The following is a 26,347-nucleotide window of genomic DNA, read 5'->3' as shown; positions in this document are numbered from 1 at the left end:
GAGCGTCACGTCGGCGTGGCAGCCGCCGTCCGGGAGTCAGTCGCCGACCTGGCCGGTGGGCTCGGGGCCGCCGAATCCGGCGAGGAGTTCGCGCAGGAGGTCGGCGAGCTGCTCGCGGCGCTGGAGCGGCAGGTGGCCGACGAGGCGGTCCTCCGCGGTGAGCAGACCGGCGACGACGCGGTCGAGCAGGGCGTGGCCGGCCTCGGTGAGGGTGACCGCACGGGTGTGGTAGCCCGATCCGGCGGTGGTCCGTTCGACCAGCCCCGCCGTGACGGCCCGATCCACGCGCTGGGTGATCGCGCCGCGCGTCACCATGCACGCCTCGGCCAGCGCGCCGGGGCTCATCCGGTACGGCGGCCCGGCACGGCGCAGGGTGGACAGCAGGTCCAGCGTCGCGACGTCCACGCCGAGACCGGCGAGCAGGCGGCGGCGCTCGTCGCCGAAGACCTTGGCGGCCCACCAGATGCGGGTGATGACCCCGGTCGAGTCCACCGGGACGCCCGGCAGCTCACGCCGCCAGGCGTCCTGGATCGCGTCGGCTCCGTCGCGGGGCAGGTCAGCGGCCACGTTCGGCGCCGCCGTTGACCTGGACGACCTGGGCGGTGACATGACTGCCGCCGGGCGAGGCGAGCCAGTGGACGGTCTCGGCGACGTCTCCCGGCGTCCCGGGGCGGCCGGTGCAGGTCTGGGCGACGAGGGTGGCGCGGCGGTCGTCGTCCAGGGCGCCGCCGAAGAACTCGGTGTCCTCGATGAACCCCGGCGCGACCACGTTCACCGTGATGCCGCGCGGCCCCGCCGCGCCACCGGCACCCTGCCGTCCCGGCGGCCCGCCGCTGCCGGGGGTATTCCCTACTGCGGTTCGGGGGAGTTCGGGATGGGGAGATGAGGGCCGCGCTGCCTACATTCGCCGCATGAATCATGTGACTCGCTGGGCGGCGCTCGCTGCCGGAACCGCCCTCTCGCTCGTGGCCGCGCACGGCCGATGGGAGGTGGCCGGAGCGGCGTGGATCCATCTGATCCTGCTGTTGCGCTTCTCCCGCACGAGCCGGACGCTTCCGGCGCTGGGCGGCATCGCACTCGCCACCGTGGTGTCCACCACGTTCTGGCTCTACGAGAGCGGGCTGCCGGTGTTCAGCCCGGTGCTGGCGCTCTCCCTGGTCATGGCGCTGACGGGCGTCGTGCCGTACGCCCTCGACCGTCTCGTCGCGGCGCGCTTACCCGGCGCGTGGGCCACGCTGGTCTTCCCCCTCGGGGTGGTCGGCGTGGAGTACGCGCTCGCGAACGTCAGTCCCGTCGGCAACATCCTGAGTTCGCTGGCCGCCACCCAGCACGACAACCTCCCGCTGCTCCAGCTCGTCTCGGTGACCGGCGGCTACGGCGTCAGCTTCCTCATCGCCTGGTTCGCCGCCGTCTGCAACCACCTCTGGCAGGACGGATTCACCTGGCGGCGAGTGGCGCCCTTCGGTGCCGTGCTGACGCTCGTGCTCGTCGGCGGAAGCATGCGCCTGGCGCTCGCGGCGCCAGCCGGCGAGACCGTGCGGGTGGCCGGGGTCAGTCCCGCACGTTCGGTTCTGGAGGCGTCCGACAAGGCCCTGAACGGCTTCCCCTCGCCGGAACAGCTCGCAGGGGCCGATCCCGACACGGTTCGGCGGGCGTTCGCCCCGGTCAACGACTCCCTGCTGACCGCCACCGAACGGGAGGCGAGCGCCGGAGCCAGGATCGTGGTCTGGCCTGAGGCGGGCGGCGCGGCACGCGAGGCCGACAAGCAGCGGCTGATCGACGCGATCGCCGCGGTCGCCGTCCGGACCGGCAGCTATGTGGACGCCGGATTGATCGTGATCACCGGCGCGCCGCCGTACATGCGCAACGAGACGGTGCTCGTCGATCCGAACGGACGGGCCCGATGGACGTACGAGAAGGCCCGCCCGGTGCCGGGCATGGACCCGTTCGCCCCCGGGGACGGCAGGGTGCCCACCGCCGACACCCCGTTCGGCCGCCTGGCCAACGTCATCTGCTTCGACGCCGACTTCCCCGCCCTGATGAGGCAGGCCGCCGACGTGGACCTGATGCTGGTGCCGTCCAACGACTGGTACGGCTTCGGCGCCACGCACACCGAGAAGGCGGCCGTCCGGGCGGTCGAGAACGGCTACTCGCTGATCCGACAGGCCGGCAACGGCCTGGCCGCGGTCTTCGACCCGCAGGGCCGGACGCTCACCTCGGCCGACTACTTCACCACCAGGCAGCAGACGATGGCGGCGTATGTGCCTGTCGCCAGTGATCCGACGATATATGCGCGTATCGGGGACGTGTTCGCCTGGCTCTGTCTCGCGGCGATGGCCGTCCTCGGGGCCGTGGCCATGCGCATCAGGCGGCCGACCGTCACCCCACCGTCGGCCGGCCGGGAAGGCTCATGAGCCCGGCCGCCCGTACGGGCCGTGCGGGTCCTGCGGGGTGCTCCGGGCCTGGGAGCGGGCGGCCTGCACGCCGGCCTGGAAGCGGGTGTGGGCGCCGAGCCTGGCCATGAGCTCGGCGATGCGCCGCTGGGCGGTGCGGTAGCCGATGCCGAGCTGGCGGGCGATGGCCTCGTCGGTCAGGCCGGTCAGCAGGAGGGCGATCAGCCGTTCGTCGTCCTGCGGCGCCTCGCGCGAACCGGTCAGCCGCATCGGCAGCGCCCGCGCCCAGAGCCCCTCGAACAGCCTGCTCAGCGCCTCCAGCAGCCCGGAGGGGTGCACCAGGAGCGCCGCGGAGTCGGGTGACTCGTAGCGCAGCACCAGCAGCGCGAACCGGTCGTCGACCAGGTAGAGCTTCATCGGCAGGCTGGGCAGCACCCGCGCCAGCTGGCCCGCGCCGATCATCCCCTCGATCAGCCGCAGCGCGCCCGGCCGGTCGATGAAGTCGCGCTCGTAGATGACCCGGCTGGTGATGCCGCGCTCCAGCAGCTCGCGGTGGGCGGCCACGCTGGCGTGCCGGTCGAAGTACGGCGGCTGGGAGAAGGTCCGCACCTGGTGGCGGGCCGCGCGCTGGAGCTGGAGGAGGCGTTGCCGTACCGCGGCGGCGCCGGTGATCACCTCCACGACCAGCGGCGGCTGCTGCCCGCAGGCGCGCTGCTGGAAGGCGTCGTCCAGGTCGGCGGCGCGCTCCCTGGCTCGCGCGAGCCCCTCTTCGGCGACGGTGAGCAGCGCGTCGAGCGCGACGTCGGGGGCGACGGCGACGTACCGCGCCGGTTCGTCCGGCAGCCGGTCGACCAGGCCCTTGCTCTCCAGCCCGGCCAGCAGCGCGGGCAGGCCGGAGCCGGCGAAGCCCGCGGCGAGCCGGTCGAGGGTGGCCGGCGAGCACTCGACGAGCAGCTCGTAGAGCTCCTCCTCGGCCGGGCCCAGCCCGAGCGCTTCGAGCGTCACCGCAGCCAGCCGCGCAGGACGGCCTGGTAGCCGGCCTGGAACCGGGTCTGCGCGTCGAGCTGGACCATCATCGCCTGCACCCGCCTGCGCACCGTGCGCGCGCTCCAGCCGAGCTGCGCCCCGATGGCCGCGTCGGTCAGCCCGGAGATGAGCAGCGGCAGCAGGTCCTCGTGCGCGTCGGCGGGGCTCCGCTCCTCGGGCAGCCGGGCCTGCCCCTGCCGCACGCCCAGCGGGACGGCGCGCTGCCAGTTCATCTCGAACAGCGCGCCGAGCGCCGCCAGCAGCGTCGGGTCGTGCACCACCAGCGCGGATTCGACCAGGTGCCGGTCGTGCCGCAGCGGCACGATCGCCGTCGGCCGGTCGTTCAGGACGAGCTTCATCGGCACCTCGCCGACCCGGGCCTGCTCGCCGGCGGTGATGTAGTCGGTGACCACCGTCAGCGCCCCGGGCAGCTCCATCGCCTTCCTGTCGTACAGGACGCGGTAGTTCACTCCCCTTGCCAGCAGGTCGAACTCGCGCGCGTTCGCCCCGACCACCCCCACGTACGGCGGCGCGTCGAACACCCGGATCGAGCGGCGCGTCTCCCGCTGGACCTGCTCGAAGCGGTCGTTCACCGCCTGTCTGCCGATCACCACCTCGACCAGCCCGGCGGCGTCGCGCTCGGTGCCCGCCCGGTGGAAGGCGGCGCTGAGCCCGGCGATGCGGGCCCGGGCGGCGGTCAGCGCCCTGGCCCTGGCGCTGATCAGCGCGTCGAGGCCCATGCTCGGGGCGACCGCGGCGTACCTGGGCGGGTCCTCCGGCAGCCGGGTGACCAGGCCGAGTTCCTGGAGCCTCGCGCAGAGCGCGGCCTGCGGGCCGGCCAGCCGCTCAAGGTCGGCGGCGGTGATCGGCGATACCTCGATCAGCGTCTGGTACAGCGCCTCTTCGGCCGTCGACAGGCCCAGGGATTCGAGCATGCGCCCATCGTGTCCTCTTCCCGCCAACGGCGTGAAGAGGACGAAAGGTCATCTTTCCTGATATGGCGCGGAATGGGAGGTTTTGTGTGCTCGATCATGAACTACTCCGAGGAGAATCATGGCTCGCCGCCCGCTCGCCGGGCTGACCGCGTTGGGGTTGGTCCTGTCCATGGGGATGGCCACGCCCTCCCCTTCACCCGAGTCCGCCGACACCCCGGCCCCCACCCCGGGCGCCTTACCCGCCGCCACCCAGCTCACCCTGATCACCGGCGACGTGGTGACGTACGCCAAGGCCGCCGACGGCACCCCGCGCGCCGACGTGAAACCGGCCAGGCGCGCCGGAGGAGCGCCGGTGTCCTTCATGACCCTGCGCAAGGGCGACTCCTTCTACGTCTTCCCCTCCGACGCGCTGGCCCCGGTGGCCTCGGGCCAGGTGGACAAGGGCCTGTTCGACGTGGCGTACCTGGCCGCCAACGGCTACACCGACGCCGAACGCCCGACCCTGCCGGTCATCGTCCAGTACGGCGCCGCCGAGCAGGCCGCCGCGACGCTGTCGGCACGGGCCGACGCGCTCCCGGCCACCGCCTCGCCCGTCGCCCTGGCCAGCGTGGGAGGCGCCGCCGTCAAGGTGGACAAGAAGGCGGCGCGGGAGTTCTGGGCCGCGGCCGCCGCGTCCCCCACCGCGTCCCCCACCGCGTCCCCCACCGCGTCCCCCTCCGCGCGCGCGACCGCGCCGACGGCGATCTGGCTCGACCGCAAGATGAAGGCCGTGCTCGACAAGAGCGTGCCGCAGATCGGCGCGCCGCAGGCCTGGGCCGCCGGCTACAGGGGCAAGGGCGTCAAGGTCGCCGTGCTCGACACCGGCGTCGATCCCGACCACCCCGACCTGGCCGGCCGGATCGGGGCGACGGCCAACTTCACCGACGATCCCGACACCCGCGACGGCCACGGCCACGGCACCCACGTCGCCTCCACGATCGCCGGCTCCGGCCGGTACACGGGCGTGGCGCCCGAGGCCACGCTCCTGGTGGGCAAGGTGCTCAGCTCGTCGGGCACGGGCACCTCGTCGCAGGTCATCGCGGGCATGCAGTGGGCCGCCGCGCAGGCCAAGGTCGTCTCGATCAGCATCGGCGGCGAGTACGAGGACCAGAACGGCCCCGTCAACCAGGCGGTGAACACGCTCAGCGCCGAGACGGGCACGCTGTTCGTCGTGGCCGCCGGCAACGACGGCGGAAGCCGTACCGTCAACGCGCCGGGATCCGCGGCGGCGGCGCTGACGGTCGGCGCGGTCGACCGTGAGGAGAGACTGGCCCCCTTCTCCAGCAGAGGCCCGGCCCCGTTCGACTACGGGCTCAAGCCCGACGTGGTCGCGCCCGGCGTCGGCATCGTCGCGGCCCGCGCGCGGGGGACGTCGATGGGCTCGCCCGTGGACGAGCTCCACACCGCCGCCTCCGGCACCTCGATGGCGACCCCGCACGTGTCGGGCGCGGCGGCCATCCTCGCCGGGCAACACCCCGACTGGACGGGCCCGCGACTCAAGGCGGCGCTCATCGGCACCGCCAAGGACGACGGCCTGACCGCCTACCAGCAGGGCGCCGGGCGCATCGACGTGGCCAGGGCGGTCACCCAGCAGGTACGCGGCTCGGGCAACCTCGACTTCGGCTTCCTGACCTCCCCGCAGAGCGGCCCGGTCACCAAGAAGATCACCTACACCAACGACGGCGACCAGCCGGTGACGCTGACCCTGCGCGCGAGCATCGCGGCCCACCGCGGCGCCGCCCCCGAGCAGGCGCTCAAGCTGGACCGCGACACGGTGACCGTCCCCGCCCACGGCGCCGCGGACGTGGCCGTCGCCTTCGACCCGTCGGGACCGGCCACCTGGTACGCGGGTTCGGTGGCGGCCACCGGCGGCGACGTGGTCGTGCGCACGGCCGTGGGCGCGTTCGTCGAGCCGCGCAGGGTCAAGCTCAGGACAGAACTGATCATGCCGGACGGCGCGGCCGACGCGGTCTCCGTCCCGTGGCTGTTCCTGCGTACCGACGACCGTGACGACCTGGACTCCTTCTACCAGACGGCCGAGGGCGAGGCGAGCGTCTACCCGGGCACCTTCAGCGTCAACACCATCGCCGCCTGGCGGGGTGAGGACGGCGAGTGGCAGCAGTCGCTGCCGACCGCCCCCGAGGTCCAGGTGGACCGGGACACCACGGTCACCCTCGACCTGCGCAAGGCCCGCGAGGTCCGCCTGGACACCCCCCGCACGACCGAGACCTACCTGTCCCACTACGCCCTGCGGCGCACCACCGCGAACGGCGTCGTGGCCGACTTCCTCTCCTCCTACCCGGCGTACGGGCTGCACCATTACTGGATGCTGCCCACCGAACCGGTCAAGCAGGGCGCCCTCGACCTCACCGGCCAGTTCTGGCAGGGCGCGCCGCTCGTCACGATGAAGGCCGGCGGACGCACGCTCGCCCCCCGCTACGCGGGCGTCACCCCCGACCTCCCCAAGCTGACCGGCAAGCAGACCCTCCCGCTGGTGGACGTGGGCCACGGCGTCGACCTGTCCGGCCTGGACGTACGGGGCAAGCTCGCGCTGCTCGACCTCGGCGACCTCTGCCCGGACACGACCTGCTCCGGCGACGGGCTCGACCGCGTGCAGGCCCTGGCGGCCGCCGGCGCGGTGGGCGTGCTCGGCTACGGCGCGTCGGGACGGGCCTTCCTCGACCCGACCGGAAGCTGGGCCTTCTACCCGATCCCGACCATGAGCCTGCCCGCTGACCAGGGCAGGGCGCTGGCCCGCAAGCCGGTGGACGTCAAGGTCGAGGGCAGCCCGGCCACGCCGTACATGTACTCGCTGTTCTTCCCCGAGCGCGGCCGGATCCCCGCCGGTCTCGACTACCGGGTGACCAGGAAGAACCTCCAGGAGATCGACGACCGCTTCCACTCCGACCGCCCCGGCGCCGTGCGCATGAGCTGGACCCCCGTGCTGATCAACGGCTCCGAACCGTTCGCCGCGTGGGGTCTCGGCGGCGCCTGGCAGGCGCGGACCACCGTGACCGAGTACGTCGGGCCGGTCTCGCCCGACGTGACCTGGCAGCGCGAGGTCAGGATGCGGTACGACGAGGGCGACCTCTCCAGGACCGGCTACACCACGGTCGCGCTCGACGTCTTCACCAAGGCGGGACGCCGGACCGAGCGGTGGGGCATGCAGCCCAGGGTCCCCGGCGGCCCGCGCGACGGCGACCGCGTGATCGACTCGGGCACGGTCACCTGTTTCGCGTGCCGTACCGGCGACCTGTTCACCTCGGCGGTGCCCGTCATGGGCCCCGAACCCCACCACCAGGAGCCCTTCACCTGGAGCGCCAATTTCCAGGCGTGGGCCGGCGGCAAGGACGAGCTGCACCTCTACCGCGACGGCCGGGAGGTTCCCCTGGAGGAGAAGATCGGCGCGCTCGGTCCCGTCGCGATCAAGTTGCCGACCTTCACCCTTCCGCCCGAGGAGGCCGAATACCGGCTCACCGACACCTTCCACACCCCGCAGCCGGGACAGCGGTTCGCGACCGACGTCGAAACGGCCTGGACGTTCCGCTCCAAGCGCCCCGAATCCGGGATGAAGGACCTCACCGACGGCCTGTGCGCGGGCTGGCTCGTCACCCAGGTCCTGGCTCCCTGCGCGCCGGTACGCCGGCTCAACCTCAGCTACGACCTGGACCTCGACCTGGACAACCAGGCCACGGCCGGGGCCACCCGCCGCATCACCGTCAGCGGCTACAACGGCTCCTTCGGGCAGCCCGACGCCAAGCTGACCGCGCTCCGGCTCTCGGCCACCTTCGACGGCGGCGCCCACTGGGTGCCCGTCCCCATGTCAGCCTCCGGCGACCACGCCTTCACCGGCACCATCACCCACCCGCCCCTGTCCCGGACCGACGGCGCCGTCGGCCTCCGCGCCCAGGCCACCGACCAGGAGGGCAACACCGTGGACCAGACGATCCACAGGGCCTACGGACTGAAGCAACCCTGACGAGCCGTCGTCGGATCCGGTGCGTTGTGGGCGCGACGGTAGGCCAGCGGTGACAGGCCCAGGTACGTGTGGAAGTGCTTGCGCAGGGCGACGGGGTCGCCGAAGCCGCAGGCGGTGGCGATCCGCGCGACGCTCAGGTCGGTGGACTCCAGCAGCAGCCGCGCGTGCGCCAGCCGCCGCTGGGCCAGCCACTTCTGCGGGCTGCTGCCCACCTCGCCGCGGAACCGCCGGGTGAAGGTGCGCACGCTCATGTGCGCGTGCCGGGCCAGGTCCTCCAGCGTGACCGGCTCGGCCAGCCGGTCCAGCGCCCACTGCCGGGTCGCCGAGGTGGAACGCCCGGTGTCCTGCGGAACCGGGTGCTCGATGAACTGCGCCTGCCCGCCTTCGCGCCACGGCGCCACCACGCAGTGCCGGGCGGCGGTCGAGGCCACCGCCGCCCCGTGGTCCAGCCGGACCAGGTGCAGGCACAGGTCGATGCCGGCCAGTCCCGGCAGAACAGAGAGTGAGACGGACATGAGCGAGCACATCATGCGGGCTGTCACCGTCAGGGAGTTCGGCGGGCCGGAGGTGCTGACCGTCGAGGAGGTCGCGCGCCCCGAGCCGCTGCCGACCGAGGTGCTGGTGCGGGTGCACGCCGCCGGCGTCAACCCGGTGGACTGGAAGACCCGCGAGGGTCGTGGCATGGCGGAGTTGCAGACGTTGCCGCTGATCCTGGGCTGGGACGTCTCCGGCGTCGTCGAAGAGGTCGGCTTCGGCGTCACCACGCTCGCCCCCGGCGACGAGGTGTACGCCATGCCGTGGTTCCCGCGCGCCGCCGGCGGCTACGCCGAGTACGTGACCGCACCGGCCCGCCAGTGGGCCCGCAAACCGTCCACCCTCGACCACGCGCACGCGGCCGCCGTGCCGCTGGCGGCGCTGACCGCCTGGCAGGCCCTGGCCGACGCCGCCCACGTGCGGGCCGGCGAGCGCGTCCTGATCACGGCCGCCGCCGGCGGGGTCGGTCACTTCGCGGTCCAGTTCGCCCGGCGCCTGGGCGCCCACGTGATCGCCACCGCCGGCGCCGCACGCCACCCCTGGCTCAAGGAGCTCGGCGCCGACGAGACCATCGACTACACCACCACCCGCTTCGAGGACGCCGCCACCGACGTCGACGTCGTCATCGACCTGGTGGGCGACGCCCATGACCGGACCGGCACCCGATCGCTCAAGGTCCTGCGTCCCGGCGGCCTGCTGGTCGCCCTCACGGCCGGTGTGTCCCCGGAGCTGGCCCGGGCCGCCGAGGCGGCCGGCGTGCGCGTCACTCCGTACCTGGTCGAGCCGGACGCCGCGGCGCTGACCACGATCGCCGGCCTGATCGACGCCGGGGAGGTCGCCGTCGAGGTGGCGGAGACCTTTCCGCTGGAGCAGGCCGCCGCGGCCCACGCCCGCCTGGAGACCGCCCGCACCCGCGGCAAGCTCGTCCTCACCGTGACCGGCTGAGACCGCCCCGGGGCGCGGCCGGGACGGGACGTCCCCGGGCGAGGACCGGGCCGCGGGACGTCCCGCGGCCCGGGCGCGGTCAGCCGACCGCGTACGCGCGGGTCACCGTCTGGGTGACGCCGTCACCGGCGGTGTCCTTGGCCGTCGCGCGCAGGGAGACGAACCCCGGGGAGCCCGGGTTGGCGACGGTCGCCGTCCAGCCGGAGTCGGCCGCCCGGGTCCTGACGGGCTGCCAGGTGGCGCCGTCGTCGGTGGAGAACTCCAGCTCGACCGTGCGCACCGCGGCGCCGCGGGCGCCGGGGTTGCGTTCGATCCAGATGGACAGCGGGGTTCGCGACCCGGGTCTGGCCCGGTTCGCGGTGTCGAGGCCCTTGGGCGCGTACCTGACCGCCGTCAGCGGCAGGGGCGTGGCCTGCGCCGTACGGGCCGAGCGGAACGTCCAGACGGCGTCGACGCCCGTGGACAGGGTGTTCACGGACGTGTCCCGGCGCGAGGACGCGGCGAGGGTGTAGGTGCCGGCGTCCTGCGGCAGCGTCGCGGACAGCGCGCACTGGTCGCTGTCGCCCGGCGCGCACCCGGCGATGTCGCTGGTGGCGAGCTGCCTGCCGTCGCGGGAGAGGGTCAGGGTGCCGGTGGCGGTGGCGTCCATGCCGGTCAGCCCCGCGACGCCGTCGGTGTGGAGCCGGCCCGCGAAGAACTGGAGCGTGTCTCCGGTGCGGCTGCCGCCGGGCGTGGCGAACGACGGGCCCGCGACCGCGGCGTTCCAGACCTCGGAGAAGCCGCGCTCGCGCACCGGGCTCGTGCCGATCTGCCGGGAACCGCCTGTCTGGAACTCCGAGGACCAGGCGAGCCCGGGGCTGCGGTAGTGCGTCATGGCGGAGGGCAGCGGGATGTCCTTGGTGGGCAGGGTGAGCGCTCCGGTGCCGGCCGGGTCCAGCGGTCCCGTCCACATGGTGCCGGTGCCGGCCGCGCCCGTGGAGCGGAACGTCTCGGACGCCTTGACCAGGTCCCTGGTCCGCGCGGAATAGGTGGGGTCGTCCGGGATGCCGCCGGTGCGGCGGTCGACGAGGTCGTAACGGTAGGGGCTGGGCGCGGCGTCCTTCTTGTGCCAGACGGTCCAGGACTCGTAGGTGAGCCCGGGTTGCCGGACCGGAATGACGTAGTAGCCCGCATTGGGGTCCTGGCCGGAGGCGTACCAGCCGTACTGCCATGGACCGTTGGCGAGGTAGAGGCCGAACTCCCGGTCGGCCGCGGCGGTGGGGTCGTCCACGGCGAACCGGACCTGCCTGCCCTCGCGCGCGTCGACCGTGACGCGCAGGTCGTCGGCACCGACCGCGAGCGGCCGGTGCCCGACCGTCAGGACGACGGGGTCGAAGTCGTAGATCTCGGTGTAGAGGTTCCAGGCGCCCTTCGGGAGCCGTGTCTTCGCGACCCCGTCGCGGAAGGTGAGCATCCGCTGGGCGCCGCGCGCCTGGTCGTAGACCATTCCGAACGCCACGCCGGGCGCAGCGCCCGACCTGGCGACAGCGGTGACGGTGACGTCATGGGACTCCGGTTCCACGTACGCGCCCGCCGGGGTACGCAGGATCGTGTCGCCGGAGGCGGCGGTGAGCACGCCCGGGTAGTCGCCCGCGGGCTTGCCGGTGACGTCGAGAGTGAGGGTGAGGGACGCCTGCCCGCGCGCCGGGACCTCCAGCTTGTCCTGCGGCAGCTTCAGCACGTCGGTGTCGGTCGTGAGGTTCAGGGTGACGGGGGCGTCCCCGTCGTTGGTGTACGTGATCGTCCGGGTGGCCTGGTCGCCGCCGGTGTGCTGCCACGGAAAACCGGCCCAGACGGTGGCGGGAGCGGCGATCACCTGCTGCGCCAGCGCGCGGGGCACGTCCACCCGCCCGGCGCCCTGCTCGTAGAGGCCGGTCCCGCTGGTGGGCTTGGCGCTGTCGACCAGCGCGGCCTTGAGCTGCTGCCCGGTCCAGCCGGGGTGTCGCTGGGCGAGGATCGCCGCCGCGCCGCTCACGTGCGGCGCCGCCATGGAGGTCCCGCTGTGCGCCACGTACGGCCCGTCGGCGGTGCCCTCCGCCGCGGCGGCGACGATGTCCACGCCAGGGGCGGTGATCTCGGGCTTGATCGCGTGATCGCCCGTTCTGGGGCCCTGGTTGGAGAACCTGGACACCTGGTCCGACCGGTCGACGGCGCCCACGGAGAGCGCGGCGTCCGCGGTGGACGGGCTGGACACGGTCCCTTCGCCGCCGCCGTTGCCGGCCGCGACCACGAAGAGCGTGCCCGTCCGTTCCGACAGGGTGTTCACGGCCTGCTCGACGGGATTGTCGCCGGGTTCGTCCACCGTGCCGAGGCTCATGTTGACGACCTTGGCGCGGACCTCGGTGGCGGCCCACTCCATGCCCGCCAGCAACGCCGAGTCGGCGATGCCGTCCACGCCGCCCACCTTCCCCACGGCGATGCGGGCCCCCGGCGCGACGCCCCGATACTTCGTCCCGGCTCCGGCGACGATCGAGAAGACATGCGTGCCGTGGCCGACGCGGTCGGTCATGTCCGGCTCGTCGGAGAAGTTGCGCTCCTGGGTGACGACGCCCTTGAGATCGGGATGACCGGCGTCGTAGCCGCTGTCGAGCACGGCCACCGTGACGCCCTGGCCGGTGAACCCCTGCTTCCACGCCTCGGGCGCGCCGATCTGCGCGGTGCTGCGGTCCAGCGAGAAGGACCGGCGCCCGTCGAGCCAGATCTTGCCCTTCCCCGCGGCCGGCGTACGAGCCCCGCTCACCAGGTCCCGCCACGTCCGCGCGGCGGTGCTCTTCGGCAGCCGCACCGCCGCCACGCCGAGGTCGTCGAGCTTGCGGGTCAGGCGGGTGCCGCTCAGTGCCGGGGCGGGCTGCTCCCCCAGGGTCTGGCTGATCAGCGGGATCTCGTCCGTGTCGGCGTCGCCGTACTTCCACGCCAGAAGCCGGGTCACGTCGAAGAGCCGATCGTCGAGCAGGCCCTCGCTGACCAGCGGGAACGCGTCCGAGGGGATCACGTAGAGGTGTCCGTCGCGAAATTGCGTCGAAAAGCGGACCCGCCGTCCGGGGGCGCTCTCCACCCGGTGGCCCCGGCCGCTGACCGTCACCTTGTCCCCGGTCAGGAGCGTCACGCTACCGGCCACGACCGGGCCGGTTCCTGCCGGGGCCGCGGCAAGGGAGGGTTCCTGAGCCGTGACGGCTCCCAAGGAACCGGCCAGTACGGCGGCCACTAATCCTGTTCGCAAAGTTGTGAGTGCCACACCCCTACTTGGACGAATCGTCGTGAAGCGTTATGAGCCACGTCGCCAACCGGCCGGCATTGAGGGATCGATCCACCTGTGCGACATTTGCGGCAGGCTCTCAGTGAGCAGCGCGGGGGCGGCGATGGTCCGGTCGTGGCGCGCCGCCGCACTTGTCCTGCGGCCGGACGGGGTGAGGAGCGTATGGGCCACGTTCTCGAAAAGCGGTACCGCCGTCTTCTGCGCGCCTGTCCCGAGGGCTACCGCGCCGGCGTGCCGGGGTGGGCCGACGGTCTGCACCTCGGCGCGCTGGCCGTGGCGGTCGTCACCGTCGCGCAGCTGCCCGTCCTGCCCTACCTCGTCTTCAAGGTGTGGACCGGGGTCGGGGTCGTCCTGGTGGTGGCGCTGGTGCGGGGATGGACGCGGGTCGCGGCTCCTGTCGCGGCGATCGCCGCGCTCCTGACGAGCTGGCCCATCGTCCTGGGATGGTTGCACAGCCCGGTGGTCGACGTCGGCCCGCTGTACGGCGACCTCGGGCCGGTCGCGCCCTACTGGGTGGTCGCGGCCGCGTCGGCGGTGCTCGCCGTCCGGCGGACCGGGGCGGGCCGCGCGTCGGGGCAGGCCCGGTGGTGGGGCGGGACGATGCCGGTCCGGTCGCCGTGGTGGCTGGTCGTCCCGCCGGTCTGCTGGGCGCTGCAGCTCGCGCGGGGGCCGGCGGACGAGACGGTCTGGGGCGTGGTACGGGCCGGCGTCGAGGTGGTGGCCCTGCTGCTGGTGCTGGCCGCCACGCTGGCCGCCCGGGACGGCCGCTGGGCGCTGGCCGCCGCCGTCTACCTGGTTCCCGGCCTGGTCCACCTGGCCGAGAACCTGCTGGTGACCCGGGTGAGCGGTTTCCTGTACTGGAGCGTGCTCACCGTTCTCGTGGTGACCTCCTTGGCGGCGGCCCGGCGGATGCGCGTCAGGGCGTGACCGCCTGGTGCCCGCACGATGTCCTGCGGGCGCCTGGAGGTCAGGAGGTGGTGACGAGGAAGCGGTGGAGGCCGCGGCCCACCCAGCGGTCGCGATGGTCCGGCGGCTCGGCCGCGGACAGCGCCGGGAAACGCCGCAGGAGCAGCGGCAGCGCGATGCGGGCCTCCATGCGCGACAGCGGCGCCCCCAGGCAGAAGTGCGGCCCGGCGCCGAAGCTGAGCGGCTGGACGTCCGGACGGTCCGGGTCGAAGCGGGCCGGATCGGGGAAGCGGCGCGGGTCCCGGTTGCCGGCGGCGAGCATGAGGACGACCTTCGTCCCGCCCGGCACCGGGACGCCGGAGACGTCGGTCGCCGTCTCGGCCCACCGGCTGGTCGCCTGGACGGGCGCCTCGAACCGCAGGACCTCCTCCACGTACGCGGTGGCGAACCCCGGCTCCGCGCGCAGCCGCGCGGCCAGGCCCGGATGCTCGAACGCCAGCCGCAGCCCGTGCCCGAGCAGGAAGCTCGTCGTCTCGAACCCGGCGGTCAGCAGCAGCATGAGGTTGCCGACCAGCTCGTCGTGGCTGAGCCGGGTGCCGTCGTCGTGGGCGCGGACGAGTGCGGTCAGCATGTCGTCGGCGGGGTGGCGGCGGCGGTCGTCGATCAGCTCGCCGAAGTAGCCGGCCAGCTCGTCCATGGCCTTGTCGGCGATGGACAGCCTGGCGACGTTGGTGATGCCCTCCAGGGCGATCGTCAGGTCCGAGGCGACCTGCCGGAACCACTTCTGGTCCTCCTCGGCCACGCCGATGAGCGCGCTGATGACGGCGATCGGCAGCCGGGAGGCGAACTCGGCGACGTAGTCGACGGGCGTGCCGCCGGCGCCCAGGTCGGCCAGCCGGTCCAGCAGCCGGTGGACCATCCGCTCGACCGACTCCTGCATCCCGGCCACCCGGGCGGGCGTGAAGCCGCTGCTGACCAGGCGCCGGGTCTGGGTGTGGCCGGGCGGGTTGCGGTACAGCATGGAGTCGGTGTAGCCGCGCAATGAGGAGTGCGAGCGCCAGGCGGGATAGATGTGGTCGTACCCGGCGGCGTCCTGGACGCGGAGGCGGTTGTCGCGCAGCGCGCGGTTGATCTCGGCGTACCCGACGGCGACGGTGAGACCGGGGCGTACCGGGACGACGGGGCCGTGGGCGCGCAGCAGCTCGTACAGCGGGTAGGGGTCGCGGCGGCCCTCGGGGGCGACCAGGGCGGCGACGATCTCGGCGGGGGTCACGGGCGTGCCACCAGCCGGACGATCCGCAGCGCGCCCGCCGGATGCACCGAGGCGACCTCCAGGCCGCACCGCGCGGCCAGGGCCCGCAGGTCGGCGACGGCGCGCTCGCGGCCGCCGTAGTAGACGAGCATGCGCAGGTCCATCCCGGTACGCGGCGACTCGCCGTCGGGGCCGAAGTCCTCCACCACGAAGACCGAGCCGCCCGGCCCGGCCGCCTCGGCGCAGCGGCCCAGGATGACGGCGGCGTCGTCGTCGCTCCAGTCGTGCAGGATCCACGACAGCAGGTAGCCGTCGGCGCCCGGCGGCAGCGGGTCGAAGAAGCTGCCCGCCACGGCCTCGCCGCGGCCGGACAACCCGGCGGCCGCCAGCGCCGCGGCGGCGGCCCGCGCGGTGGCGGGCTGGTCGACGACCGTGCCGCGCAGCCCGGGGTAGGCGGTGAGCAGCGCGATGAGCAGGGATCCGTCGCCGCCGCCGACGTCGACGATCCGGCCGAGGCTCCCCCAGTCGTAGCCGGCCACGATGGCGGGGGCCCGGCCGGGGACCTCGGCGGCCATGCGTGCGTCGAACGCGGCGGCGCGGGCCGGGTCGGCGGCCAGGTCCGCCCAGAACGAGCGGCCGAACTGCCGGGGGAAGGCGGCCTCACCGGTGCGCACGCTGTGCAGCAGGTGGGCGAAGGCCAGCTCGGCCCGGCCTTCCCAGCTCTCGATGTCCAGCATGGCGCGCATCCCGGCCGGATGGTCGTCGCGCAGCTCCTCGCCGATGGCGGTCAGCGTGTACCTGCCGTCGTCGTCGCGGCCGAGCACTCCCCTGGCGGCCAGGTAGCGCATGAGGCGCTCCAGCACGCCGGGGTCGGCGCCCACGGCGGGGGCGAGTTCGGCGCCGGTGGCCGGCGCCTTGGCGAGCCGGTCGGCGATCCTCAGCGTCGCGGCCACCCGGATCGCCATCGGGGTTCCGAGGTGGGCCAGCGCCCACAGGCGATGCTCCGTCACGCGGTCATCGTCACATCGGGGCGCGCGCACGGGCACCTTCCAGAATGCCGCCCGCGCCCGCGCCGGCCGAACAGCGCACATCGCGAGATGGCCGCCGCGGGCGCGGGTGCCACGCTGAGGATGCACCGTGCTGCCTGCCCAGGGAGATGTCCGATGCCCGATGCCGCGCCGAAGACCCGCCCGCTCACGGGCAGCGAGTACGTCGAGAGCCTGCGTGACGATCGTGAGATCTACCTCTACGGTGACCGCGTCAAGGACGTCACCGAGCATCCGGCGTTCCACAACCCGGTGCGGATGACCGCCAGGCTCTACGACGCCCTCCACGCCGACGGCACCCGTGAGCTGCTGACCTGCCCCACCGACAGCGGCGGCGAGGGCTACACGCACCGCTTCTTCACCACCCCGCGCACGGTCGAGGACCTGGTCGCCGACCAGCGGGCCATCGCGACGTGGGCCAGGATGAGCTACGGCTGGATGGGCCGCAGCCCCGACTACAAGGCCTCCTTCCTCGGCACGCTGGGCGCCAACGCCGGCTTCTACGCGCCCTTCGACGGCAACGCCCGCCGCTGGTACCGCGAGTCGCAGGAGAAGGTGCTGTTCTGGAACCACGCGATCGTGCACCCGCCGGTCGACCGCAACCGGCCGCCGGACGAGGTCAACGACGTCTACGTGCACGTCGAGCGGGAGACCGACGCGGGGCTCGTGGTGAGCGGCGCCAAGGTGGTGGCGACCGGCTCGGCGCTGACGCACTACAACTTCATCGCCCACTACGGCCTGCCGGTCAAGAAGCGCGAGTTCGCGCTGGTGGCCACCGTGCCGATGGACGCGCAGGGCCTGAAGCTGATCTGCCGCCCGTCCTACGGCATGAACGCGGCGCTGACCGGCGGCCCGTTCGACTACCCGCTCTCCTCCCGGCTGGACGAGAACGACAGCATCCTCGTCCTGGACAAGGTGCTCATCCCCTGGGAGAACGTGTTCATCTACGGCGACCTCGGCAAGGCGCAGCTGTTCACCGGCCAGTCGGGCTTCACCGAGCGGTTCACCTTCCACGGCTGCACCCGGCTGGCGGTGAAGCTGGAGTTCATCGCCGGGCTGCTGGTCAGGGCGCTGGAGATCACCGGCACCAAGGACTTCCGCGGCGTGCAGACCCGGATCGGCGAGGTGCTGGCCTGGCGCAACCTGTTCTGGGCGCTGTCGGACGCCGCCGCCCGCAACCCGGTGGAGTGGCGCAACGGCGCGCTGCTGCCCAACCCGCAGTACGGCCTGGCCTACCGCTGGTTCATGCAGATCGGCTACCCGCGGATCAAGGAGATCGTCCTTCAGGACGTGGCCAGCGGGCTTATCTACGTCAACTCCGGCGCGGCCGACTTCAAGAACCCTGACATCCGCCCGTACCTGGACAAATACCTGCGCGGCTCGGACGGCACCGACGCCGAGGGCCGCGTCAAGGTGATGAAGCTGCTGTGGGACGCGATCGGCTCGGAGTTCGGCGGCCGCCACGAGCTCTACGAGCGCAACTACGGCGGCAATCACGAGAACACCCGGGTCGAGCTGCTGTTCTCGCAGATGGCCGGCGGCCAGCTGGACGAGTACGCGGCCTTCGTCGACCGCTGCCTCGGCGAGTACGACCTGGACGGCTGGACGGTGCCCGACCTGTCCTCCTTCGAGGAGCTGCGGCGCACCGGCACCGGCTGACCCGCTCGACCCACCCCTGACAAGAGAAGGGCGAACCCACCCATGCGTCCATTCCGCATCGACATCCCCGAGGCCGACCTGGCCGACCTGCACCGCAGGATCGACGCCACCCGCTGGCCGGACGAGCTGCCCGGCACCGGCTGGGAGCGCGGCGTGCCGCTGGGCTACCTCAAGGAGCTGGCCGACCACTGGCGGCACGGCTTCGACTGGCGGGCGGCCGAGGCCGAGCTGAACCGGCACCCGCAGTTCGTGACCGAGATCGACGGCGCCGACGTGCACTTCCTGCACGTGCGCTCGCCCGAGCCGCAGGCCGTGCCGCTGCTGCTGACGCACGGCTGGCCGGGCTCGGTCGCCGAGTTCCTGGACGTGATCGGGCCGCTCACCGACCCGCGCGCGCACGGCGGCGACCCGGCCGACGCCTTCCACCTGGTCATCCCGTCGATCCCGGGGTTCGGGTTCTCGGGGCACACCAGGGAGGCGGGCTGGCATCCGTACCGGGTGGCGCTGGCGTGGGCCGAGCTGATGCGCCGGCTGGGCTACGACCGCTACCTGGCGCAGGGCGGCGACGCCGGCGCGGTGATCTCGCTGGAGCTGGCCAGGCTGGCCCCCGAGCACGTGATCGGCGCGCACGTCAACATGCTGATGGCCTTCCCCTCGGGCGATCCGGCCGAGCTGGCCGGCCTGACGCCCGCCGAGCAGGGGCGGCTGGCCGGGCTGGCGCGGTTCGACGAGGAGCTGTCGGGCTACATGAAGCTGCAGTCCACCCGCCCGCAGACGCTGGCGTACGCGCTCACCGACTCGCCCGTGGGGCAGCTGGCCTGGATCGTGGAGAAGTTCCACGACTGGACGGACTCCGACAAGTCGCCCGAGGACGCCGTGGACCGGGACCGGATGCTGGCCAACGTGTCGATCTACTGGCTGACCGCGACGGCCGGGTCGTCGGCGCGCTTCTACTACGAGGGCGCGGCGGGGCTGAAGATGGCCGCCGAGGGGCACCGGCCGCCGCCCATCACCGTCCCCGTGGGCGTGGCGGTCTTCCCCAAGGACATCTTCGTGCCGGTGCGCCGGCTGGCCGACCGGGACATCCCGACGATCAGCCACTGGACCGAGTTCGAGCGGGGCGGCCATTTCGCCGCCATGGAGCAGCCGGAGCTGCTGGTGGGCGACGTCCGCGCGTTCGCCCGCTCGCTGAGGTAGCCGTACCGACGAAAAGGACGCCGGCGGGCTCCGCCGGCGTCCTTCTCGTCGTTCGGACGGGGTCAGGACTTGAGCAGCGGCACCTGCGGGCGCTGCTCGGGGGCGGCGGCCGGCGCGGGGCCGCCGCCGCTCTGGCACAGGACCCGCAGCATGAGCGCGGGCCGCATGAGCGTCTGCGGCGGGTCCACGAGCCCGGCCACCCGCATGAACGCGGCCGTGACCGCGCCGTCGCGGGCCGCCGCGGCGTGCAGGCGCGCCATGTAGGCGTTGCCGATGCGCACCTTGGCGGTACGCCGGCCCTCCACCCCGGGGAAGGCGAGGTCGGCGCCGGCGGAGATGTCCCACGGGACGTCGATGACCCGCGAGATGTCCCGGAAGAAGGCCCGCCAGGGCGGCACCGCGCCCGCCTGGAGGTGCTCGCGCAGGATCATCGCCTCCATGGCGGCGACGGTCATGCCCTGGCCGTAGACGGGGTTGAAGCTGCACACGCCGTCGCCCAGCACCAGCAGGCCGTCGGGGAAGGCGGGCAGACGCTCGTAGCGGCGCCGCACGCTGGCCGGGAAGGTGAAGGTGACGCCCTCGTCGAGCGGTTCGGCGTCGCGGACGGCGTCGTAGACGTCGGGCACGGGCAGGGACTTGGCGAAGGCGAGGAAGCCCTCCAGGTCGGCCGGCGGGTGGTCGCCCAGGATGCCGGTGAGGGAGAGCATGCTCATGTCGCCGGGCAACTTGGGGAAGAACGCGCCGCGCGGGTTCGCGGGCGAGGCGACGGGGTTGATCGACAGGTCCTCGCCGTACGGGTCGCGGCGCAGGCGGAAGTGGCGGGTGGTGTAGGCCAGGCCGATCTTGACGCGGTCCTCGTCCGGCCGGGGGAAGCCGAGCTCCTGGAGCCAGGCGGGGGTGCGCGAGCCGCGGCCCGTCGCGTCCACCAGCAGGTCGCAGGCCAGGTGCTCCTCGACGCCGTCCGTCCCGCGGACGCGGACGCCGGTGACCCGGTCGCGGGCCGGGGTCGCGGTCGGCCCGAGGATGTCGGTGCGCTCCAGGAAGCGCACGTTGGGCAGGGCCGAGACGCGGTTCCTGACCTGCTCCTCCAGGACGGGCCTGGTGGCCGAGACGCTGATCAGGCCGGTGGGGGCCGGGCGCAGCCGGCGGCCGTTGAAGTACCAGCGCAGGCTGGTGGCCAGGTCTCCGGCGGGCACCCCGTCGTCGATCATCTGCTGGGTGAGGCCGGGGAACAGCTCGTCCAGGATCTGCTGGCCGCGGGCCAGCAGGGCGTGGGCGTGGCAGCCGTGCGGCACGCCCCGGCGCGGGCCCGCCGCGCCGGTCAGCGTGTCCCGGTCCACCAGCAGGACCTCGGCGCAGTGCTCGGCGAGCACGCGCGCGGCCAGCAGCCCCGCCATGCCTCCGCCGAGCACCACCGCGCGCTGTGCGACGTGAGCGGCCATCTCAGTCACGCGGGCTGTTCTGGTAGGCGGCCAGCTTCCACTGCCCGTCGCGGCGGACGGCCAGCCAGGAGGCGCGGACCGCGCGCTCGGGGGCGACCTCGCTCTCGCCGGCCGCCAGCACGCCGCCCTCGGTGGTCAGCAGGCAGACGTCCTCCGCCAGGAAACGCAGGTCGATGGGCTGCCCGGTGACCTGGGTGCCCTGGTACGGCCCGGCGAAGGCGTGGGTCATGAAGGCGCGGATCTCGGCCTGGCCCTTGCGGTACACGCCGGGCAGGATCATGGAGCCGTCCTCGGTGAAGACGGCGGCGAACGCCTCGGCGTCGTGGGCGGCCCAGGCGGCGATGATCTGCTGCGGCAGGGCGGCGACGGCGAGGGTCTGGTCGGGGGCGGACACAGTGGTCATGGCGATCTCCTTCAGATGTAGAGGGTGTCGGGTTCGAGGCCGCACAGAATCCGCCCGTACAGCTCGGCGTTGGTGTTGGGGTGCATGAGGGCGTGCTGGTTGACGGCGTGCACGTCGCGGGCGATGCGCTGGATGGGCACGTCGCTGTAGATGGAGGAGCCGCCGCTGGCGGTGGCCAGGATGTCGACGGCCTCCTTGGCCAGGCGGCAGACGGCGCCCATGTCGGCACGGGCGCGGACGCGCTCCTCGATCGTCCACTGGGCGGAGTCGGCGTCCTTGGCGTCCACGGTGGCGGACAGGCGGTGGGCGTGGAACTCGGCCTGGTCGATCTTGAAGGTGGCCTCGGCGACCTGGAGGTGGGTCAGCGGGGCGGCGCTCTGGCTGGCGTACCCGGTATAGGTGATCTTGCGGTCGGGCAGCCGCTCGAAGAAGACCTCGCGGGCGGCCTTGGCCAGGCCGAGCACGGTCCCGACCGAGGAGGCGGCGGCCACCGGCAGCAGCGGCGAGCGGTAGATCGGGGAGCCGGCGTTGGCGCCGTCGGCGTGCTGTCCCTGGAGGATCGCGCCCAGCGGCATGACCCGGGCGGCCGGGACGAACAGGTCCTGGGCCACGGTGCTGACGCTGCCGGTGCCGCGCAGGCCGGAGGTGTGCCAGTCGTCGATGACGGTCAGGTCGCTCATCGGCACCAGCGCCATGACCGGCTCGGGCTCGCTGTCCGGGCCGACGACGACGGCCACGATCTCCTGCCAGTGGCTGTGGTGGGCGCCGCTGACGAAGCCCCACTTGCCGTTGACCACGATGCCGCCCTCGGCGCGCACGGCCATCGCCGTGGGGCTGAGCGTGCCGCAGATGCGCACGTCGGGGGTGGCGAACACCTCGTCCTGGACGGCCTCGGGGAAGTGGGCGGCCATCCAGGTCGGGATCCAGTAGACCGAGGCCGTCCACGCCGCGGCGCCGTCGGCGCGGCCCAGCTCGGCGGCGACCTCGACCAGGGTGCGCGTGTCCGCCTCGAAACCGCCATAGCGGCGCGGCGTCCGCAGCCTGAAGACGCCGGCCTCGGCCAGCGCCTCGATCGTCTCCTCGTGCAGCCTGCGGTTCTCCTCCGCCCAGGCCGCGTTCCTGCGCAGGACAGGGCCTGCCTCCGTCGCGCGGCGGACGAGGTCTTCCCGCGCCGGAGCACCTGTCATCAACACCATGTCCTCCCGGGACGTCAGTCGAGACACTGCTCCCTGAACGTCCCATTCGCCGGTTGACGGGCGCATCTTCCGGCGTGCGGGATTGCCGGGCACGCACGGAGATGCGAAGGTCACCGGCGCCGGGCGAGTCTTGAGGAAAACCCGAGACGAAGGGTTCGCGCAGCATGACAGCCGTCACCCACGCCCCCATGGCTCCGCCCGAGCCCGGGCTCACCCCCGACGAGATCGTCGCCAGGGCCGAGGCCATGGTGCCCGCCCTGGTCGAGCGCCAGGCCGAGACGGAGCGGCGCACCTACTACGCCCCCGACACCCACGAGGCGTTCGCCAGGGCGGGCTTCTACCGCATCCTGGTCCCCCGCCGCTTCGGCGGCTACGAGTTCGGCGTGGAGACCTTCATGCGGGTGTCGATGACGCTCGCGCGGGGCTGCCCGTCCACCGGCTGGATGTACTCCTTCGGCTCGGCGCACACGCTGGCGGTGGCCACGCTGTTCGGCGAGCGGGCCCAGAGCGAGCTGTTCGCCTGCGGGGACTTCGTCTGCCCGGCCACGGTCGCGCCCGGCGGCTCCGCCCGTCCGGACGGCGAGGGCGGGTGGCTCCTCGACGGCACCTGGAGCTACTGCTCGGGAGCCCCGTACGCCACCCACTTCATGGGCCACGTCGTCGTGGACGGGCGGCCGATGTTGTTCGTCGCGCCGCGCGACCAGTGGCGCCGGCTGGACGACTGGGGCGGCCAGCTCGGCCTGAAGGGCAGCGGCTCGCACAGCATCGCCATGGAGGGCGGCCGCGTCCCCGGCCACCTCACGCTGCCGATCCACCTCAGCCAGGCCGTCGTCACCGGCGGCACCCCCGGCCGGGACCTGCACGGCAACCCCGAGTACGGCGGCGGCCCGCTCAGCGTCATGCTGCTCGGCAGCGCGGCCGTCGTGCTCGGCATGGCCCAGGGCGCCCTGGACGCCTACGAGGAGCTGATGCGGATCAGGACGACCATCTTCCCGCCGTTCACCACCCGCGCCGAGGACCCCGACTACCAGTTCTGGTACGGCGAGGCCGCCGGCATGCTCGCCGCCGCCGAGGCGGCCATGACGAACGCCGTCCAGCAGTGGAGCCGGACCTGCGCGGCGGGCCCGGAGGCGTTCACCAGGGAGCGGGACGTGCGCCTGGCCACCGTCAGCCGCGAGGTCGCCCGGCTGGCCTGGCGGGCCGTGGAGGGCTGCCTGTTCCCGACGGCCGGTTCCAGCGCGGTCAGGGACGGCCAGCGCATGGAGCGGATCTGGCGGGACATGTCCACCACGCACAGCCACGCCGGGTTCGCGATCTACCTGGCGGCCCTGGCCAACCGGGAGCTGTCCCGCGCCCGGTTCGGCCTGGACTGACCCTCCGGACGGCGAAGGCGGGCCCGGTCCCCCGGGCCCGCCTTTCCCGTGTGCTCGGTCTCGTGTGCTCGGTCTCGTGTGCTCAGTCCACCAGGGCGGGCTCCTGGTCCGGCTGGTGGTGGCCGTCGTGCACGCCGGCGAAGGGCGCCACGCCGCGCAGCCGGACCAGCGCGAGCACGGCCAGCACGGCGCACAGGGCCGCGCTCGCCCAGGCGACCGCGTGCAGCCCGGCGGTGAACGCCTCGCGGGCCGCGCCGAGCAGCGCCGCGCCCTGGTCGGCGGGCAGCTGCCCGGCCACGGTGACCGCGCCGGTGATGCCGTCCTGGGCGAGCGCCGGGGTGCCGGCGGGCGGGGCGAACGTGCCCCGGTAGACCGCGGTGCCGAGGCTGCCCAGGGTCGCCACGCCGAGCGCGACGCCGAACTCGCCGCCGGTGGCCACCAGCGAGGCGGCCGAACCGGCCTGCTCCGGCGGGCTGGTGCTCATCGCCACCTGGTTGATCATGCCGCCGACCGGCCCGACGCCGAAGTAGCACACGCCCAGGAAGACGATCAGCGCGGTCACCGCGCCCACGACGACCTGGGTGAGCAGGAGCTGCCCGACGACTGCGATCACCATGCCGCCGCCCAGCAGGTACGCCGGCCGCACCCGGCTGGCCAGCCGCGGGGTGAGGTTGATCGAGACGATGAGCGCGACGGCCGGGCCGAGCAGCCACAGCCCCGCCTCCAGCGGCGACATGCCCTCGACCGTCTGCAGGAACAGCGCGACCTCCATCCCGGTCCCGGTCTGCAGCGCCCCGCACAGCAGCCCGATCAGCACCGCGGCGGTGAACGCGCGGTGGCGGAACAGCCGCACGTCCAGCAGCGGGTGGGCCAGCGCGCGCTGCCGGTGCACGAACACCGCCCCCACGAGCAGCCCGGCGGCGACCGCGACGGCCGGACCGGCGCCCCAGCCGTCGCGGGCGACCGCCTTGAGCCCGTAGATCAGCGGCAGGATCGCCGCCAGCGACAGCACGACGCTGACCAGGTCGATCCGGCCGCCGGCCGGATCGCGGAACTCCGGCAGCAGCGGGGCCGCGGCCAGCAACAGGAGCATGACCGGCACGCCCATCAGGAAGACCGACCCCCACCAGAAGCGCTCCAGCAGCGCGCCGCCGACCACCGGGCCGAGCGCGATGCCCAGCATGAAGGCCGTGCCCCAGGCGGCCATGGCCAGGCCGAACTGGCGGGGGTCGCGGAACATGACGCCGATCAGCGACAGCGTCGAGGGCAGCAGCGTGGCCCCGGCGACGCCGAGCAGCGCGCGGGCCACGATCAGCATCTCGGGGCTGGTGGAGAAGGCGGCCAGGAGCGACAGCAGGCCGAAGGCCGCGCCTCCGGCCAGCAGCAGCCGCCGGCGGCCGATCCGGTCGCCGAGCGAGCCCATGGTGACCAGGAACCCGGCGGTCATGAAGCCGTAGATGTCGGTGATCCACAGTTGCTGGGTGGCGTCCGCGCCCAGGTCGGCGCTGAGGTGCGGCAAGGCCAGGAACAGCACGCTGATGTCCAGGGCCACGAGCATCGTGGGCAGGAACAGCGCCACCAGCCCGAGCCACTCTTTCCGCCCCGCGCGCGGGGCGCCGTCGTCGGTCACGTCCTCACTCCTTGTTCCCTGGGTTCATGTGGTCAGCTCGATCCGCGTGTGGTCGCCGACCACGAGACGGTGGTCGCTGCGGCCGGGAGCGACGGTGGTGTAGCGCCCGATGAGCGAGCCGCGCAGGCCGCTGGCGGCCACGATGGAGGCGCCGTCGAGCACGATGGAGTCGGACAGGCGGGTGGAGCGCACCACGCAGTCGCGTCCGATGGAGGTGCCGGGCCCGATGTGGCTGTCCACGATCAGGGTGTCCGGGCCGATGATCGCCGGTCCCTCGACGACGGAGGCGACCACCCGCGCGCCGGGGCCGAGCACGACGTCGCCGCGTACCAGGCTGGCGGCGTCCACGTGGCCGGCGATGTCGCGGGAGAGCCGGGCCAGCAGCCGCCGGTTGCACTCCAGGACGTCCTCGACGCGGCCGGCGTCGCTCCAGTAGCCGCGGTAGAGGCTCGCCCTGACCTCCTGGCCGGACGTCAGCAGCCACTGGACGGCGTCGGTGATCTCCAGCTCGCCCCGGCGTCCGGGTGCGATGCGGTCCACCGCCTCGTGAACGGCCGGGGTGAAGAAGTAGACGCCGGTCATGACCAGGTCGCTGCGCGGCTGTTCCGGCTTCTCCACCACCCGCAGCACCGCGCCGGTCTCGTCGGTCTCGACGACGCCGAACGGCCGCGGGTCGGCCACCCGGTGCACCACGATCTGGGCGGCCGGGCGCAGCGCGTGGAACTCCTCGGCGATCGGGCCGATGCCGTCGGCCAGGACGCAGTCGCCGAGGTACATGACGAAGTCGTCGCCGCCGAGGAAGGGTCGCGCCAGCTTGACGCAGTGGGCCAGCCCCAGCGGGCGGAGCTGGCGGATGTAGGTGACGCGCGTCCCGAACCGCGAGCCGTCGCCGACGACCTCGGCGATCTGCGCCTCCCTGTCGCCGACCACGAGGCCGATCTCGGTCACGCCGAGCGCGCGCAGGCTCTCCAGCACGTGCTCCAGGACCGGTTTGTTGGCGATCGGGATGAGCTGCTTCGGCATGGAGTGGCTCAAGGGACGCATGCGGGTGCCAGACCCGCCGGACAGCACCAGAGCCTTCATGCTCGCCAGGATCC

The 26,347-nt window shown here is 73.4% G+C and carries 19 protein-coding genes and 1 pseudogene; 7 read left to right on the top strand and 13 right to left on the bottom strand.

Annotated elements, in window-relative coordinates; translation table 11 throughout:
* Positions 1-36 precede the first annotated feature (36 nt).
* Both AB0C33_RS35040 and AB0C33_RS35035 read right to left on the bottom strand, forming a co-directional pair.
* Positions 37-567, bottom strand: a complete 531-nt coding sequence (locus AB0C33_RS35040) for a MarR family winged helix-turn-helix transcriptional regulator (protein WP_358295208.1) — start codon at positions 565-567, stop codon at positions 37-39.
* Positions 557-784, bottom strand: a pseudogene (locus AB0C33_RS35035) (SDR family oxidoreductase); the annotation flags it as partial. The pseudogene AB0C33_RS35035 and the gene AB0C33_RS35040, both read right to left, overlap by 11 nt.
* Before the next feature lie 127 nt (positions 785-911).
* Between AB0C33_RS35035 and AB0C33_RS35030 the strand changes: the two are divergent.
* Positions 912-2,414 carry a nitrilase-related carbon-nitrogen hydrolase gene (locus tag AB0C33_RS35030; RefSeq protein ID WP_358295206.1) on the top strand — a complete coding sequence of 501 codons (1,503 nt, stop codon included), beginning with the start codon at positions 912-914 and terminating at the stop codon, positions 2,412-2,414.
* On the opposite strand, the gene AB0C33_RS35025 is transcribed toward AB0C33_RS35030, so the two are convergent.
* Positions 2,409-3,398 (bottom strand): LuxR C-terminal-related transcriptional regulator, encoded by a 990-nt coding sequence (locus tag AB0C33_RS35025; protein WP_358295203.1) that lies wholly within the window; start codon positions 3,396-3,398, stop codon positions 2,409-2,411. The two genes, AB0C33_RS35030 and AB0C33_RS35025, sit on opposite strands and share 6 nt — an antisense overlap.
* Positions 3,395-4,354 (bottom strand): transcriptional regulator, encoded by a 960-nt coding sequence (locus AB0C33_RS35020; RefSeq protein WP_358295200.1) that lies wholly within the window; start codon positions 4,352-4,354, stop codon positions 3,395-3,397. Before AB0C33_RS35020 ends, AB0C33_RS35025 begins: the two co-directional genes overlap by 4 nt.
* Positions 4,355-4,472: 118 nt before the next feature.
* On the opposite strand from AB0C33_RS35020, the gene AB0C33_RS35015 reads away from it, so the two are divergent.
* A complete protein-coding gene (locus AB0C33_RS35015) occupies positions 4,473-8,372 on the top strand; it encodes a S8 family serine peptidase (RefSeq protein WP_358295197.1) in 3,900 nt (1,299 codons plus the stop codon).
* On the opposite strand, the gene AB0C33_RS35010 is transcribed toward AB0C33_RS35015, so the two are convergent.
* Entirely contained in the window at positions 8,351-8,887 is a 537-nt protein-coding gene (locus AB0C33_RS35010; RefSeq protein ID WP_358295194.1) for a helix-turn-helix domain-containing protein, read from the bottom strand. The two genes, AB0C33_RS35015 and AB0C33_RS35010, sit on opposite strands and share 22 nt — an antisense overlap.
* On the opposite strand from AB0C33_RS35010, the gene AB0C33_RS35005 reads away from it, so the two are divergent.
* Positions 8,886-9,851 (top strand): NADP-dependent oxidoreductase, encoded by a 966-nt coding sequence (locus AB0C33_RS35005; protein ID WP_358295191.1) that lies wholly within the window; start codon positions 8,886-8,888, stop codon positions 9,849-9,851. The genes AB0C33_RS35010 and AB0C33_RS35005 overlap by 2 nt on opposite strands.
* A gap of 79 nt (positions 9,852-9,930) precedes the next feature.
* On the opposite strand, the gene AB0C33_RS35000 is transcribed toward AB0C33_RS35005, so the two are convergent.
* Positions 9,931-13,008: a S8 family serine peptidase gene (locus AB0C33_RS35000; RefSeq protein WP_358295188.1), complete on the bottom strand. Its 3,078-nt coding sequence runs from the start codon at positions 13,006-13,008 to the stop codon at positions 9,931-9,933.
* Positions 13,009-13,308: 300 nt separating this feature from the next.
* Between AB0C33_RS35000 and AB0C33_RS34995 the strand changes: the two genes are divergently transcribed.
* Positions 13,309-14,073, top strand: coding sequence for a hypothetical protein (locus AB0C33_RS34995; protein WP_358295185.1), 765 nt, complete (start codon positions 13,309-13,311; stop codon positions 14,071-14,073).
* Positions 14,074-14,113: 40 nt separating this feature from the next.
* Here AB0C33_RS34995 and AB0C33_RS34990 read toward each other — a convergent pair whose 3' ends face one another.
* Positions 14,114-15,325 carry a cytochrome P450 gene (locus AB0C33_RS34990; protein WP_358295182.1) on the bottom strand — a complete coding sequence of 404 codons (1,212 nt, stop codon included), beginning with the start codon at positions 15,323-15,325 and terminating at the stop codon, positions 14,114-14,116.
* A complete protein-coding gene (locus tag AB0C33_RS34985) occupies positions 15,322-16,314 on the bottom strand; it encodes a methyltransferase (RefSeq protein WP_358295179.1) in 993 nt (330 codons plus the stop codon). The genes AB0C33_RS34990 and AB0C33_RS34985 overlap by 4 nt, the downstream gene beginning before the upstream one ends.
* Positions 16,315-16,467: 153 nt before the next feature.
* Here AB0C33_RS34985 and AB0C33_RS34980 point away from each other — a divergent pair, with 153 nt between their 5' ends.
* Positions 16,468-18,009, top strand: coding sequence for a 4-hydroxyphenylacetate 3-hydroxylase N-terminal domain-containing protein (locus AB0C33_RS34980; protein ID WP_352359656.1), 1,542 nt, complete (start codon positions 16,468-16,470; stop codon positions 18,007-18,009).
* Between the two features lie 42 nt (positions 18,010-18,051).
* Positions 18,052-19,206 (top strand): epoxide hydrolase family protein, encoded by a 1,155-nt coding sequence (locus AB0C33_RS34975; protein ID WP_358295176.1) that lies wholly within the window; start codon positions 18,052-18,054, stop codon positions 19,204-19,206.
* A gap of 62 nt (positions 19,207-19,268) precedes the next feature.
* Here the strand turns inward: AB0C33_RS34975 and AB0C33_RS34970 are convergent, their stop codons facing one another.
* From AB0C33_RS34970 to AB0C33_RS34960, 3 genes are read right to left on the bottom strand one after another with little or no spacing between them, the layout of a single operon-like run.
* The gene (locus AB0C33_RS34970) at positions 19,269-20,648 is read right to left on the bottom strand and encodes an FAD-dependent oxidoreductase (protein ID WP_358295642.1); all 1,380 of its coding nucleotides are present in this window, start codon (positions 20,646-20,648) and stop codon (positions 19,269-19,271) included.
* 1 nt (position 20,649) lies between these two features.
* On the bottom strand, positions 20,650-21,051 hold the full coding sequence (locus AB0C33_RS34965; protein ID WP_358295174.1) for an SgcJ/EcaC family oxidoreductase: 402 nt from the start codon (positions 21,049-21,051) through the stop codon (positions 20,650-20,652).
* A gap of 11 nt (positions 21,052-21,062) precedes the next feature.
* Positions 21,063-22,238, bottom strand: a complete 1,176-nt coding sequence (locus AB0C33_RS34960; RefSeq protein WP_358295171.1) for an acyl-CoA dehydrogenase family protein — start codon at positions 22,236-22,238, stop codon at positions 21,063-21,065.
* Positions 22,239-22,411: 173 nt separating this feature from the next.
* Here AB0C33_RS34960 and AB0C33_RS34955 point away from each other — a divergent pair, with 173 nt between their 5' ends.
* Positions 22,412-23,620, top strand: a complete 1,209-nt coding sequence (locus AB0C33_RS34955) for an acyl-CoA dehydrogenase family protein (protein ID WP_358295168.1) — start codon at positions 22,412-22,414, stop codon at positions 23,618-23,620.
* Between the two features lie 82 nt (positions 23,621-23,702).
* On the opposite strand, the gene AB0C33_RS34950 is transcribed toward AB0C33_RS34955, so the two are convergent.
* Together AB0C33_RS34950 and AB0C33_RS34945 are read right to left on the bottom strand one after the other, a co-directional pair.
* Positions 23,703-25,250 carry an MFS transporter gene (locus AB0C33_RS34950; protein ID WP_358295165.1) on the bottom strand — a complete coding sequence of 516 codons (1,548 nt, stop codon included), beginning with the start codon at positions 25,248-25,250 and terminating at the stop codon, positions 23,703-23,705.
* A 24-nt stretch (positions 25,251-25,274) separates the two neighbouring features.
* Positions 25,275-26,333 (bottom strand): glucose-1-phosphate thymidylyltransferase, encoded by a 1,059-nt coding sequence (locus AB0C33_RS34945; RefSeq protein ID WP_358295163.1) that lies wholly within the window; start codon positions 26,331-26,333, stop codon positions 25,275-25,277.
* Positions 26,334-26,347 lie beyond the last annotated feature (14 nt).

The sequence above is a fragment of the Nonomuraea sp. NPDC048881 genome, assembly GCF_040649795.1.
Lineage (GTDB): Bacteria > Actinomycetota > Actinomycetes > Streptosporangiales > Streptosporangiaceae > Nonomuraea.
This window is presented reverse-complemented; position numbering and strand designations above follow the sequence as displayed.

What these genes read in the sequence shown, in the direction of transcription:
- AB0C33_RS34955 (WP_358295168.1), top strand. Translation starts at nt 22,412, where the DNA reads ATGACAGCCGTCACCCACGCCCCCATGGCTCCGCCCGAGCCCGGGCTC.
- AB0C33_RS35010 (WP_358295194.1), bottom strand. Translation starts at nt 8,887, where the DNA reads ATGTCCGTCTCACTCTCTGTTCTGCCGGGACTGGCCGGCATCGACCTG.
- AB0C33_RS34995 (WP_358295185.1), top strand. Translation starts at nt 13,309, where the DNA reads ATGGGCCACGTTCTCGAAAAGCGGTACCGCCGTCTTCTGCGCGCCTGT.
- AB0C33_RS34970 (WP_358295642.1), bottom strand. Translation starts at nt 20,648, where the DNA reads ATGGCCGCTCACGTCGCACAGCGCGCGGTGGTGCTCGGCGGAGGCATG.
- AB0C33_RS35020 (WP_358295200.1), bottom strand. Translation starts at nt 4,354, where the DNA reads ATGCTCGAATCCCTGGGCCTGTCGACGGCCGAAGAGGCGCTGTACCAG.
- AB0C33_RS34980 (WP_352359656.1), top strand. Translation starts at nt 16,468, where the DNA reads ATGCCCGATGCCGCGCCGAAGACCCGCCCGCTCACGGGCAGCGAGTAC.
- AB0C33_RS34960 (WP_358295171.1), bottom strand. Translation starts at nt 22,238, where the DNA reads ATGACAGGTGCTCCGGCGCGGGAAGACCTCGTCCGCCGCGCGACGGAG.
- AB0C33_RS35015 (WP_358295197.1), top strand. Translation starts at nt 4,473, where the DNA reads ATGGCTCGCCGCCCGCTCGCCGGGCTGACCGCGTTGGGGTTGGTCCTG.
- AB0C33_RS34975 (WP_358295176.1), top strand. Translation starts at nt 18,052, where the DNA reads ATGCGTCCATTCCGCATCGACATCCCCGAGGCCGACCTGGCCGACCTG.
- AB0C33_RS35030 (WP_358295206.1), top strand. Translation starts at nt 912, where the DNA reads ATGAATCATGTGACTCGCTGGGCGGCGCTCGCTGCCGGAACCGCCCTC.
- AB0C33_RS34965 (WP_358295174.1), bottom strand. Translation starts at nt 21,051, where the DNA reads ATGACCACTGTGTCCGCCCCCGACCAGACCCTCGCCGTCGCCGCCCTG.
- AB0C33_RS34945 (WP_358295163.1), bottom strand. Translation starts at nt 26,333, where the DNA reads ATGAAGGCTCTGGTGCTGTCCGGCGGGTCTGGCACCCGCATGCGTCCC.
- AB0C33_RS35005 (WP_358295191.1), top strand. Translation starts at nt 8,886, where the DNA reads ATGAGCGAGCACATCATGCGGGCTGTCACCGTCAGGGAGTTCGGCGGG.